This is a genomic window from Streptomyces sp. NPDC001889 (assembly GCF_053594535.1).
The window spans coordinates 1-12,361 of sequence record NZ_JBSFER010000040.1; the positions used below are offsets into that span (position 1 = coordinate 1).

General features: G+C 73.1%; 8 protein-coding genes. 7 read left to right on the top strand and 1 reads right to left on the bottom strand.

Features of this window, described 5'->3' with window-relative positions:
• Positions 1 to 94: 94 nt before the first annotated feature.
• Complete coding sequence (locus ACWCRA_RS33315; protein WP_351546544.1) at positions 95 to 757, bottom strand: bifunctional DNA primase/polymerase; 663 nt, start codon at positions 755 to 757, stop codon at positions 95 to 97.
• 543 nt (positions 758 to 1,300) lie between these two features.
• Between ACWCRA_RS33315 and nsdA the strand changes: the two genes are divergently transcribed.
• The 7 genes from nsdA to ACWCRA_RS33350 all read left to right on the top strand — a co-directional run bounded on the left by nsdA (position 1,301) and on the right by ACWCRA_RS33350 (position 12,214).
• The gene (gene nsdA, locus ACWCRA_RS33320) at positions 1,301 to 2,773 is read left to right on the top strand and encodes a transcriptional repressor NsdA (RefSeq protein ID WP_351546439.1); all 1,473 of its coding nucleotides are present in this window, start codon (positions 1,301 to 1,303) and stop codon (positions 2,771 to 2,773) included.
• 402 nt (positions 2,774 to 3,175) lie between these two features.
• Entirely contained in the window at positions 3,176 to 4,537 is a 1,362-nt protein-coding gene (locus tag ACWCRA_RS33325) for an ammonium transporter (RefSeq protein WP_451069320.1), read from the top strand.
• Complete coding sequence (locus tag ACWCRA_RS33330) at positions 4,534 to 4,872, top strand: P-II family nitrogen regulator (protein WP_351546433.1); 339 nt, start codon at positions 4,534 to 4,536, stop codon at positions 4,870 to 4,872. The genes ACWCRA_RS33325 and ACWCRA_RS33330 overlap by 4 nt, the downstream gene beginning before the upstream one ends.
• Before the next feature lie 66 nt (positions 4,873 to 4,938).
• Positions 4,939 to 7,422 (top strand): [protein-PII] uridylyltransferase, encoded by a 2,484-nt coding sequence (locus ACWCRA_RS33335; protein ID WP_451069331.1) that lies wholly within the window; start codon positions 4,939 to 4,941, stop codon positions 7,420 to 7,422.
• Between the two features lie 158 nt (positions 7,423 to 7,580).
• Positions 7,581 to 9,131 carry a signal recognition particle protein gene (gene ffh / locus ACWCRA_RS33340; RefSeq protein ID WP_451069321.1) on the top strand — a complete coding sequence of 517 codons (1,551 nt, stop codon included), beginning with the start codon at positions 7,581 to 7,583 and terminating at the stop codon, positions 9,129 to 9,131.
• Positions 9,132 to 9,250: 119 nt separating this feature from the next.
• On the top strand, positions 9,251 to 11,173 hold the full coding sequence (gene ftsH, locus ACWCRA_RS33345; protein ID WP_451069322.1) for an ATP-dependent zinc metalloprotease FtsH: 1,923 nt from the start codon (positions 9,251 to 9,253) through the stop codon (positions 11,171 to 11,173).
• 447 nt (positions 11,174 to 11,620) lie between these two features.
• Entirely contained in the window at positions 11,621 to 12,214 is a 594-nt protein-coding gene (locus tag ACWCRA_RS33350; protein WP_351546424.1) for a hypothetical protein, read from the top strand.
• The last annotated feature ends 147 nt before the right edge of the window (positions 12,215 to 12,361 follow it).

Consider the following 12,361-nt stretch of genomic DNA (forward strand, 5'->3'; position numbering starts at 1 on the left):
CTTCGCGCGGGCCCGCGCGGCCGGAGTCAGAGCGCGGATCGGCGAGGCGCGGTGCCGGGGCTCGCGAGCCCCGGCACGATCCGAAAGAGACGACCTAGGCGGCCGAGCGGTGGCAGATGTACGCCAGTGTCCCCAGCAGCAGCCGGGCCTCCGGCGGCGCCACCGCCGTGTCCAGGGACGGCGGGCGGAGCCAGTCCACCGGGCCCAGACCGGCGTGGTCCGACGGCGGCGCGGTGATGTGGTCGCCCGGCCCCAGGCAGTGCAGATCCAGATCCGCGTCGTCCCAGCCCATCCGGTAGAGCAGATCCGGCAGATCGTCCGCCGCGCCGGGGGCGACGAAGAACTGGCAGCGGCCGTCCGGTGTCGCGGTCACCGGGCCCAGGGGAAGCCCCATCCGCTCCAGCCGCACCAGCGCCCGCCGTCCGGCCGGCGCCGCCACGTCGAGGATGTCGAAGGTGCGGCCCACCGGCAGCAGCAGTGCCGCCTCCGGCTGCCGCGCCCAGGCCGCCAGCACCCGGTCCAGCGTGGCGCCCGCGGGGACCTCGTCGGCGTACGGCAGCGGATGCGCCCCCGGAGCCGCGCACCCGGCGCTCTCGCAGGAACAGCCGCCGGCCACCACGCGCGCCCCCGGGACCACGGACCAGCCCCACAGCCCGGTGTACTCGGCGACCACGGTGCACTCGGCCGTGCGGCCACGGCGCCGTGAGCCGGACCGGATGTCCCTGATTCCCCGGCTGCTGCCGATCGTAAAGCCCATGCCCATGCCCCCTCCAACGGGTCGTGCTCGCCGGTGGTTACGACCCGAAGTTTCCTCGTAACACTGCGTCGCAACAGGTGAAGCTCGGGCGGCGCACGGTGGCGCGAGGGGGAGTGCGGACGCTGCCGCACGCCTGTGTAAGCACCGTTCCGCCGTCTTCTGAATCGTGGTCCGTCAAGTGAATCGCGGCCGACGGTGGCGGAGTTCATTCGAAGGGGTGGCGAATGGTGGCGTTTCCGGGATCGCCATCGCGGGCGGGTGATCGTAGGATTACTTTCAGTGCACGAACCCGGTGCGTCGGTCGCACACACATGGGTATGCCGGAAGCACTCGAACCCCCTGGGATGCGCGACCCCCGGCGGACCGTACGTCGTGCGGACGGACGGCCCCGCCACTCGCGGCACCCCGGGCAGCACCTCCGAGCACCATCTTTCGACCGGTATTTCAGAGCGGCACTCCGGAGCGGCATTGCAGAGCGGCAGTCAGGGCGAGGGGCGGACAGCGGCCCCGGTTCTTCAGGGTGTGACGGATGGGGGCATTCCAGTGGACGGCAGCGGCGCCGGTACGCGTGCGAGTACCGGCAAGCGCCCGAACGAGCGGCTGGGCTCATGGTTCCTGCGCAGCGGCTGGTCCAAGGGCGAGCTGGCCCGCCAGGTCAACCGCCGGGCGCGCGAGCTGGGCGCCCACCACATCAGCACCGACACCTCGCGGGTGCGCCGCTGGCTCGACGGCGAGCAGCCGCGCGAGCCGATCCCGCGCATCCTCTCCGAGCTGTTCTCCGAACGGTTCGGCACGGTCGTCGCCATCGAGGACCTGGGGCTGCGCACGGCACACCAGTCGCCCTCGGTCTCCGGGGTCGACCTCCCCTGGGCCGGGCCGCAGACCGTCACCCTGCTGAGCGAGTTCTCCCGCAGCGATCTGATGCTCGCCAGGCGCGGCTTCCTCGGCACCTCACTGGCGCTGGCCGCGGGACCCGCCCTGGTGGAGCCCATGCAGCGGTGGCTGGTGCCCGCCCCGGGCGGCGCCCCGGCGCCCGAACCCGCCGCCCTGCCCCGGCCCTCCCGGCTCTCCCGGCCCGAGCTGGAGCTGCTGGAGTCCACCACCTCGATGTTCCGCGAGTGGGACGCGCAGTGCGGCGGCGGGCTGCGGCGCAAGGCGGTCGTCGGCCAGCTCCACGAGGTCACCGATCTGCTCCAGGAGCCGCACCCGGAGGCCACCCGCCGCCGGCTCTTCGTCTGCGCCGCCGAACTGGCTCAGCTGGCCGGCTGGATGAGCTACGACGTGGGGCTCCAGCCCACCGCCCAGAAGTACTTCGTGCTCGCGCTGCACGCCGCCAAGGAAGCCGGTGACAAGCCCCTCGGCTCGTACATCCTCTCCTCCATGAGCCGCCAGATGATCCATCTGGGCCGCCCGGAGGACGCGCTGGAGCTGATCCACCTCGCGCAGTACGGCAGCCGCGACTGCGCCACCGCCCGCACCCAGGCGATGCTGTATGCGATGGAGGCCCGCGCCTACGCCACCATGGGCCAGCCGAGCAAGTGCAAAAGGGCCGTCCGGATGGCCGAGGACTCCTTCGCCGACGCGGGGATCGACGGCGAGCCCGAGCCCGACTGGATCCGCTTCTTCTCCGAGGCCGAACTGAACGCCGAGAACGCCCACTCCTACCGCGACCTCGCCTATGTGGCCGGCCGCAGCCCCACCTACTCCTCCCTCGCCGAGCCCGTCATGGCCCGGGCCGTGCGGCTCTTCGAGCAGGACCCGGTGCACCAGCGGTCGTACGCGCTCAACCTGATCGGCATGGCCACCGTCCATCTGCTGCAACGGGAGCCGGAGCAGGCCACCCAGCTGGCCTCCCAGGCCCTCGGCGTCGCCAAGCGGGTCCGCTCCGAGCGGGTCAACACCCGGCTGCGCAAGACCGTGGACACCGCGGCCCGGGACTTCGGCGATGTGGCCGATGTGGCCCACTTCACCGATCTGCTCACCGCCCAGCTCCCCGAGACCGCGGAGGCCGTCTAGGCCGTCTCCTTCGGATCGCGCGGGGCTCGCGAGCCCCGCACGATCCGAAGGAAATCCCTTGACCGGCGGGGCCGCCGCCCGACCCGGCGGTCCCGCCCCCCGACCCCGGCCGCGACGCCACCCCGAACCGTTCGACTCGGCTCCCCCGTGCCTGGTCATCGGGGAGCGTCGCGGCCGGTTTCCGTCTTCCCCCGCGGACCCGCCCCCGCATCCCGCGTTCATGGCCGTGTAACACACGGCGGCTCTTCGTCACTGCGGTGAAACATCGGGCAGCGTTGGCCGAAACCGTGCTGCGTCAATCTCAGGGCCCATAACCGGCCCGCCGCCCGATCCGCTCAGGCCCCCGCCCGAACCGCTCAGGCTCCGCCCGCACGAGGCCGCACCGACGACGAGGAGACGCCGATGCCCTCAGGCATCTCGACGCTAGCCGCAGACGCCCCGACCTGGTCTGCCGCCAACACCGGCTTCATGCTCATCTGCTCAGCGCTGGTCATGCTGATGACCCCCGGCCTCGCCTTCTTCTACGGAGGCATGGTCCGCGTCAAGTCCACCCTCAACATGCTGATGATGAGCTTCGTCAGCCTCGGCATCGTCACCATCCTCTGGGTGCTCTACGGCTTCAGCCTCGCCTTCGGCACCGACCACGGCTCCCTCATCGGCTGGTCCGGCGACTATGTGGGCCTCAGCGGCATCGGCATCACCGAGCTGTGGGACGGCTACACCATCCCCGTCTATGTCTTCGCCGTCTTCCAGCTGATGTTCGCGGTCATCACCCCCGCGCTGATCAGCGGCGCCCTCGCCGACCGGGTCAAGTTCTCCGCCTGGGCCCTCTTCATCACCCTGTGGGCCACCGCGGTCTACTTCCCCGTCGCCCACTGGGTCTGGGGCTCCGGCGGCTGGCTCTTCGAGATGGGCGTCATCGACTTCGCCGGCGGCACCGCCGTCCACATCAACGCCGGCGCCGCCGCCCTCGGCGTCATCCTGGTCATCGGCAGGCGCGTCGGCTTCAAGAAGGACCCGATGCGTCCGCACAGCCTGCCTCTCGTGATGCTCGGCGCCGCACTGCTCTGGTTCGGCTGGTTCGGCTTCAACGCCGGCTCCTGGCTCGGCAACGACGACGGCGTCGGCGCGGTGATGTTCGTCAACACCCAGGTCGCCACCGCCGCCGCGATGCTCTCCTGGCTGGTGTACGAGAAGCTCCGGCACGGCGCCTGCACCACCCTCGGCGCCGCCTCCGGCGCGGTCGCGGGCCTGGTCGCCATCACCCCGGCCGGCGGCTCCTGCTCCCCGCTCGGGGCCATCGCCATCGGCGCGATCGCCGGGGTGCTCTGCGCCATGGCCGTCGGGCTCAAGTTCCGGTTCGGCTACGACGACTCCCTCGACGTCGTCGGCGTCCACCTCGTCGGCGGTGTCGCCGGCTCCCTCCTCGTCGGCTTCTTCGCCACCGGAGGCGTCCAGTCCGACGCCAGGGGCCTCTTCTACGGCGGCGGTCTCGAACAGCTCGGCAAGCAGGCCGTCGGAGTCTTCTCGGTGCTCGCCTACTCTCTGGTGGTCTCCGCCCTCCTCGCCCTCGTGCTCGACCGGACGATGGGCATGCGGGTGGACGAGGACATCGAGGTCTCCGGCATCGACCGGCACGAACACGCCGAGACCGCCTACGACTTCAGCGGCGCGGGCGGCGGCACCGGCAGCCGCGAGGCCCTGCCCGCTCCCGGTGAGATCCGGGTGGCGGCAGCCGCCCAGAACAAGAAGGTGGACGCATGAAGCTCATCACCGCCGTCGTCAAGCCGCACCGGCTCGACGAGATCAAGGAGGCGCTCCAGTCCTTCGGGGTCCAGGGCCTCACCGTCACCGAGGCCAGCGGATACGGCCGCCAGCGCGGCCACACCGAGGTCTACCGGGGAGCCGAGTACACCGTCGACCTCGTGCCCAAGATCCGTATCGAGGTCCTGGTCGAGGAGGACGACGCCGACGAGCTGATCGAAGTGATCGTCAAGGCGGCCCGCACCGGGAAGATCGGGGACGGGAAGGTCTGGTCCGTTCCCGTGGACACCGCCGTGCGGGTCCGCACCGGGGAGCGCGGCCCCGACGCCCTGTAGCGGCGGCCCGCCCCGCACCCCGCGCACAGCCCGTACAGCGCTCGAAGAAAGGCCGGTCCGGTGTCGATGCCCCAGACGATGACCGAGGCGGACGACCCGGGGCCCAGCGGCTACGCGGCGGCCCGGCTCTCCCTCCTCCAGGAGAAGGGAGACGCCGGGCCGCCGCGCCGGGCCGCGCTCGCCGCCCTGACCGACCAATGGCTCGCCGCGCTCTTCACCGCCGCCTGCCGGGCCGGCTCCCTCCGGGGCGCCGCCCTGGTCGCCGTCGGCGGCTACGGGCGCGGCGAACTCTCCCCCCGCAGCGACCTCGATCTGCTGCTGCTCCACGACGGCTCCGCCCGCCCCGCCGATGTCGCCGCGCTCGCCGACCGCCTCTGGTACCCGGTCTGGGACCTCGGGCTCGCGCTCGACCACTCCGTGCGCACCCCCGCCGAGGCCCGCAGGACCGCGGCCCAGGACCTCCGGGCCCAGCTCGGACTGCTCGACGCCCGCCCGGTCGCCGGGGACCTCGGACTGGTCGCCGCGCTGCGCACCGCCGTACTCGCCGACTGGCGCAACCAGGCCCCGTCCCGGCTCCCCGAACTCGGCGCCCTCTGCCGCGAGCGCGCCGAACGCCAGGGCGAGCTGCGCTTTCTCCTGGAACCCGACCTCAAGGAGGCGCGCGGCGGCCTCCGCGACGCCACCGCGCTGCGCGCGGTCGCCGCCTCCTGGCTCGCCGACGCGCCCCGCGCGGGTCTCGACGCGGCCCGCCGCACCCTGCTCGACGCCCGCGACGCCCTCCACCTCACCACCGGCCGGGCCACCGACCGGCTCGCCCTCCAGGAACAGGACCAGGTCGCCGCCGAACTGGGCCTGCTCGACGCCGACGCCCTGCTGCGCCAGGTGTACGAGGCCGCGCGGACCATCTCGTACGCCACCGACATCACCTGGCGCGAGGTCCACCGGGTGCTGCGGGCCCGCTCCGTCCGTCCCCGGCTGCGCGCCGTGTTCGGCGGGCGCGGCCGGGCCGAACCCGAGCGCACCCCGCTCGCCGAGGGGGTCGTGGAGCAGGACGGCGAGGCGGTGCTCGCCCGCACCGCCCGGCCCGAGCGCGACCCCGTGCTGGTGCTGCGGGCCGCCGGCGCGGCGGCGCAGGCGGGCCTCCCGCTCTCCCCGCACGCCGTGCGGCACCTCGCGGCCACCGCCGCCGCGCTGCCCGCACCGTGGCCCGCCGAGGCCCGCGAGGAGTTCGTGACCCTGCTCGGCGCCGGCGAGCCCACCATCGCCGTCTGGGAGGCGCTGGAGGCCGAGGGGCTGATCACCCGGCTCGTCCCCGACTGGGAGCGGGTGCGCTGCCGCCCCCAGCGCAACGCCGTCCACACCTGGACCGTCGACCGCCATCTCGTCGAGACCGCCGTCCGCGCCGCCGCGCTCACCCGCCGGGTCGGCCGCCCCGATCTGCTGCTCGTCGCCGCGGTCCTCCACGACATCGGCAAGGGCTGGCCCGGCGACCACAGCGTCACCGGCGAGACCATCGCCCGGGACCTGGCCGCCCGGTTCGGTTTCGAGCCCGCCGATGTCGCCGTCGTCGCCACGCTCGTACGCCACCATCTGCTGCTCGCCGAGACGGCGACCCGGCGCGATCTGGACGACCCGGCGACCCTGGAGGCGGTCGCCGCCGCCGTCGGCGACCGGTCCACCCTGGAGCTGCTGCACGCCCTCACCGAGGCGGACGCCCTCGCCACCGGACCGGCCGCCTGGTCCGCCTGGCGCGGCTCCCTCGTCGCCGAGCTGACCGCCCGGGTCGCCGCCGTGCTGGCCGGGCGGGCCGCCGAGGCGCCGGGGCCCGCCGCCCCCAGCGCCGAACAGGAGCGGCTCGCGGTCGAGGCGCTGCGGACCGCCGGCCCGGTCCTCACGCTGCGCGCCCGAGCCGACGGGCCCGCGGACGGCCCCGGGGAGAGCGGCCCCGACCCGGTCGGCGTCGAACTGCTGATCGCGCTGCCCGAGACGGCGGGCATCCTGCCCGCCGTCGCCGGAGTCCTCGCCCTGCACCGGCTCACCGTCCGCGCCGCCGAGCTGCGCGCGGTGGAGCTGCCGGTGGAGCCGGGCGCCGCCGAGCCGGCCGGCGGGGCGGGCGCGGGGACCGTCCTCGTACTGAACTGGCGGGTCGCCGCCGCCTACGGCGCGCTGCCGCAGGAGGCCAGGCTCCGCGCCGACCTCGTCCGCGCGCTGGACGGCTCCCTGGACATCCCCGCCCGGCTGGCCGAGCGGGACGCCGCCGCCCCGCGCCGCCGGTGCGCCCCGGCCCCGCCGCCCCGGGTCACCGTCGCCCCCGCCGGCGCCTCCCGCCACGCCACCGTGATCGAGGTCCGCGCCCAGGACGCCCCCGGACTGCTGCACCGCATCGGCCACGCCCTGGACGGAGCGGGGGTACGGGTGCGCAGCGCCCATGTCTCCACGCTCGGCGCCAACGCGGTGGACGCCTTCTACGTGACCTCCCCCGACGGGCTCCCGCTGCCCGCGCCCGAGGCCGCTGGGCTCGCCCGCGCGCTGGAGGCGGCGCTCGGGTGAGGGGAAACGGTGCCGGGAAGCGGTGCCGGGCGGCCCGGTCGGCGCCCGCGTCCGTGACCGATCCGCGCCGATCCGCGACGGCGAGGTCACGCACTCCGCGCGGCCGGATACCCTGGAGGACGATTCCCTGCCCCCGACTCTGAGGACCGACGAGCGCCGTGTTCGATACTCTCTCCGACCGCTTGGCGAATACCTTCAAGACCTTGCGGGGCAAGGGGCGCCTCAGCGAGGCGGACATCGACGGCGCGGCCCGGGAAATCCGTATCGCCCTGCTGGAGGCCGATGTCGCCCTCCCCGTCGTCCGGGCCTTCATCGCGAACGTCAAGGAGCGGGCCCGGGGCGCCGAGGTCTCCAGGGCCCTCAACCCCTCGCAGCAGGTCATCAAGATCGTCAACGAGGAGCTCGTCGGCATCCTCGGCGGTGAGACCCGCAGGCTCCGGTTCGCCAAGCAGCCGCCGACCGTGATCATGCTCGCCGGTCTCCAGGGCGCCGGTAAGACCACCCTCGCCGGCAAGCTCGGCCGCTGGCTCAAGAGCCAGGGCCACTCCCCGCTGCTCGTCGCCTGTGACCTCCAGCGCCCCAACGCCGTCAACCAGCTCTCCGTCGTCGCCGAGCGCGCCGGAGTCGCGGTCTACGCGCCCCAGCCCGGCAACGGCGTCGGTGACCCGGTGCAGGTCGCCAAGGACTCCATCGAGTACGCCAAAACCAAGGTCCACGACGTGGTCGTGGTCGACACCGCCGGCCGTCTCGGCATCGACCAGGAGCTGATGCGGCAGGCCGCGGACATCCGCGACGCGGTCAGCCCGGACGAGATCCTCTTCGTCGTCGACGCCATGATCGGCCAGGACGCGGTCAACACCGCCGAGGCCTTCCGCGACGGCGTCGGCTTCGACGGTGTGGTCCTCTCCAAGCTCGACGGCGACGCCCGCGGCGGTGCCGCGCTCTCCATCGCGCATGTCACCGGCCGCCAGATCATGTTCGCCTCCAACGGCGAGAAGCTGGACGACTTCGACGCGTTCCACCCGGACCGCATGGCGTCCCGCATCCTCGGCATGGGCGATGTGCTCTCGCTGATCGAGAAGGCCGAGCAGACCTTCAGCCAGGAAGAGGCCGCCAAAATGGCCTCCAAGCTGGCGAGCAGCAAGGGCAAGGACTTCACGCTCGACGACTTCCTGGCGCAGATGGAGCAGGTCAGGAAGATGGGCTCCATCTCCAAGCTGCTCGGCATGCTGCCCGGCATGGCCCAGATGAAGGACCAGATCAACAGCATCGACGAGCGCGATGTGGACCGTACCGCCGCGATCATCAAGTCGATGACCCCGGCCGAGCGGCATGAGCCGACCATCATCAACGGCTCGCGCCGGGCCCGTATCGCCAAGGGCTCGGGCGTCGAGGTCAGCGCGGTCAAGAGCCTGGTCGAGCGGTTCTTCGAGGCCCGCAAGATGATGTCGCGGATGGCCCAGGGCGGTGGAATGCCCGGGATGCCGGGGATTCCCGGTATGGGGGGTGGCCCCGGCCGTCAGAAGAAGCAGGTCAAGCAGGCCAAGGGCAAGCGCAAGAGCGGCAACCCGATGAAGCGCAAGGCCGAGGAGCAGGCCGCGGCGGTCCGCCGGGAGCAGGCCGCGGCCGGCGGCGCCTTCGGCCTGCCCGCCGGAGCCCAGGACAAGGACTTCGAGCTGCCGGACGAGTTCAAGAAGTTCATGGGCTGAGCCCTCCCCGCACCCCCGTCCGGACCGTCTCCCGGGCGGGCGCGGCCGGTACGCACGACGGTGCCGGCACCCGCACACGCGCGGGTGCCGACACCGTTTTTCTGGCTTAACGTCCGGATATGAGCAATGCCGCGCCGCCGCGCCGCACCCCGGACAAGCCCTGGCGCTCCGAGGGCGCGCCACCGCCCGAGCCGCCGCGGAAGCGGATGCCCGGCGGCTGGGGCGGGCTGATCCTCACGGCGCTGGTGGTCTATCTGATCGCCAACCTGGTGCTCTCGCTCTTCGGCGAGGGCGACGAGCCCACCATCTCGTACACCGAGTTCAGCAAGCAGGTCGACGCCGGCAATGTCTCCAAGATCTACTCCAAGGGTGACGCCATCCAGGGGCAGCTCAAGAAGAAGGCCCCCGTCCCCGGCGACAAGAAGGGCGACTACACCAAGTTCACCACCCAGCGGCCCGCCTTCGCCGATGACAGGCTCTGGAGCGAACTGACCGAGAAGCAGGTCACCGTCACGGCCGAGCCGGTCGTCCAGCAGCGCAGCTTTCTCGTCAATCTGCTGATCGCCCTCGCGCCGATGCTGCTGCTGGTCCTGCTGTGGGTGTTCATCGCCCGCCGGATGGGCGCGGGTCTCGGCGGCGGCGCGCTGAGCCGCAAGCCGCCGCCGAAGCCCGTCGAGGTGACCGAGGGCGGGCGCACCACCTTCGCGGACGTCGCCGGGATCGACGAGGTGGAGGGCGAGCTCAACGATGTCGTGGACTTCCTGAGGAACCCGGAGCCCTACCGGAGGATGGGCGCCCGGATGCCGGGCGGGGTGCTCCTCGCCGGGCCGCCGGGCACCGGCAAGACCCTGCTGGCCCGTGCGGTGGCCGGAGAGGCCGGGGTGCCCTTCTTCTCGGCCTCGGCGTCCGAGTTCATCGAGATGATCGTCGGCGTCGGAGCGGGCCGGGTGCGGGAGCTGTTCGCCGAGGCGCGCAAGGTCGCCCCCGCCATCGTCTTCATCGACGAGATCGACACCATCGGCCGGGCGCGCGGCGGAGGGGGCGGGCTCGGCGGCCATGACGAGCGCGAGCAGACCCTCAATCAGATTCTCACCGAAATGGATGGTTTCACCGGCTCGGAAGGGGTGATCGTGCTGGCGGCGACCAACCGCGCCGATGTGCTCGACCCCGCGCTGACCCGGCCCGGCCGCTTCGACCGCGTCGTCCAGGTATCCCCGCCCGACCGGGCGGGGCGGGAGGCGATCCTGCGCATCCACACCCGGGAGATCCCGCTCGGGCCCGGGGTGGAGCTGGCCCCGGTGGCCCGTGCCACCCCCGGGATGACCGGCGCCGATCTGGCCAACCTCGCCAACGAGGCCGCCCTGGTCGCCGTCAAGCGCGGGCAGTCGGAGGTCACCCAGGCGGATCTCTCGACCGCGCTGGAGAAGGTCCAGCTCGGCGCGGAACGCCCCCTCGTCCTGGCGGAGGAGGACCGCCGCCGCACCGCCTACCACGAGAGCGGCCACGCCCTCCTCGGGATGCTCCAGCCGGGCGCGGACCCGGTCCGCAAGGTCACCATCGTGCCGCGCGGCCGGGCGCTCGGGGTCACCCTCTCCACCCCCGACGCCGACAAGTACGCCCACACCGAGGAGTACCTGCGCGGCCGGATCATCGGCGCCCTCGGCGGGATGGCGGCCGAGCACGTGGTCTTCGGCATGGTCACCACGGGCGCGGAGAGCGATCTGGAGCAGGTGACCGCGCTGGCCCGGGGGATGGCGGGCCGCTGGGGGATGAGCGAGCGGGTCGGGCGGCTGACCGCGATCCCCGGGGACGCCCAGGTGCCGTACGGGCTCTCCGCGGCGCCCGCCACCCTGGACGCGGTGGACCACGAGATGCGCCGGATCGTGGACGAGTGCTACGAGAGCGCCTGCCGCCGGCTCCGGGAGAACCGCGACCGGCTCGACGCGCTGGCCCGGGCGCTGCTGGAGCACGAAACCCTGGAGGAGGAGGCGGCCTACCGCGCGGCGGGGATCACCCGGCTCTCCAAGGACGACACCCGCTGAGGGGTGCCCCGGAGTCTCCGAGGGACCCGCTGAGTGGAGCCCCCCGGGCCCGCCGAGGGGCGCCCCCGGCCCCGCTGAGAGGTGCCCCCGGGCCCGCCGAGGGGTGTCCCCGGACGGCCCGGCGGCTGTCCTGAGCCCGCCGCGCCCGGGGCGCCGGCGCCCCGGCTCCGGGTAGGGTCGCGAGGATCGCACGGAGCCTCCCGGGCCGGCTGCCGGGGGCGGTGCGCCAGGGGCGTGCGCCGGGTGCGCACGGGGGTGCGGGGGAGCCGTGTCCCCACGGGGACGCGCGCGGTGTTACGTACCACCTTGGTGTGAGCTGTGAGACTTCTCCGCAGATCCTCGTACCCGCCCTCCTCGTTGCGCATCAATGCCAACTGACGGGTACGTGCAAATTATTTGGGATGCCCCGGAATGGAACCCGGGGCCGGTTCGGCTCGTTATCACGACGTGAGCACGACACCACCTGTTCTCGCCGCAGAGCTGGCACAGGCGTGGGCCGATATTCAGCGGCACCACCCCGAGCTGCCAGATCTAGCCGCCCCCGAGTCCCTGATCGGAGAGTCGTCGTCCGCCTGCGGCGCCGAGCTCTCCTTCGAGCGACTGCTCCACGAAGCAGTCCACGGCATCGCCGCCGCGCGAGGTGTCCGCGACACCTCACGCGCCGGCCGTTACCACAACCGCAGATTCCTGGCGATCGCCGAGGAGATGGGTCTCGACCACGCCGAGGAGCCGCACCCCAGCAGCGGCTTCTCGCTGGTCGTGCTCAGCCCCGAGGCCAAGCGCCGCTACCGCCCCACGATCGAGCGGCTCCAGCGCGCCCTCAAGGCGCACACGGTCGCCACGGCCTCCGACACCAAGCGCTCCTTCCGCGGACCTGCCGCCCGGCACGGCTCCTCGGGCGGCGGTGTGCGGGTCAAGGCCGTCTGCGACTGCGGCCGCAATGTGCGGGTCGTCCCATCGGTCCTCGCCCAGGCCCCCATCGTGTGCGGTGGCTGCGGCAAGCCGTTCCGTATCCCCGAGCCGGTCGCCGCGGCGAGCTGACCCCCGGGCCGGCCGCCTGACGGGGGCGGCGCAGGACCGGGGGAGAGCACGTCATCGGCGTGTGGCACAATGGACAGCTGTACTCGACGGCCGCATAGGACCCCTCTCTCCTCCGGCTGACGCGTCCATCGGGCACCCCGAGTACCG

What these genes read in the sequence shown, in the direction of transcription:
- ACWCRA_RS33315 (WP_351546544.1), bottom strand. Translation starts at nt 757, where the DNA reads ATGGGCTTTACGATCGGCAGCAGCCGGGGAATCAGGGACATCCGGTCC.
- ACWCRA_RS33325 (WP_451069320.1), top strand. Translation starts at nt 3,176, where the DNA reads ATGCCCTCAGGCATCTCGACGCTAGCCGCAGACGCCCCGACCTGGTCT.
- ACWCRA_RS33330 (WP_351546433.1), top strand. Translation starts at nt 4,534, where the DNA reads ATGAAGCTCATCACCGCCGTCGTCAAGCCGCACCGGCTCGACGAGATC.
- ACWCRA_RS33335 (WP_451069331.1), top strand. Translation starts at nt 4,939, where the DNA reads ATGCCCCAGACGATGACCGAGGCGGACGACCCGGGGCCCAGCGGCTAC.
- ftsH (WP_451069322.1), top strand. Translation starts at nt 9,251, where the DNA reads ATGAGCAATGCCGCGCCGCCGCGCCGCACCCCGGACAAGCCCTGGCGC.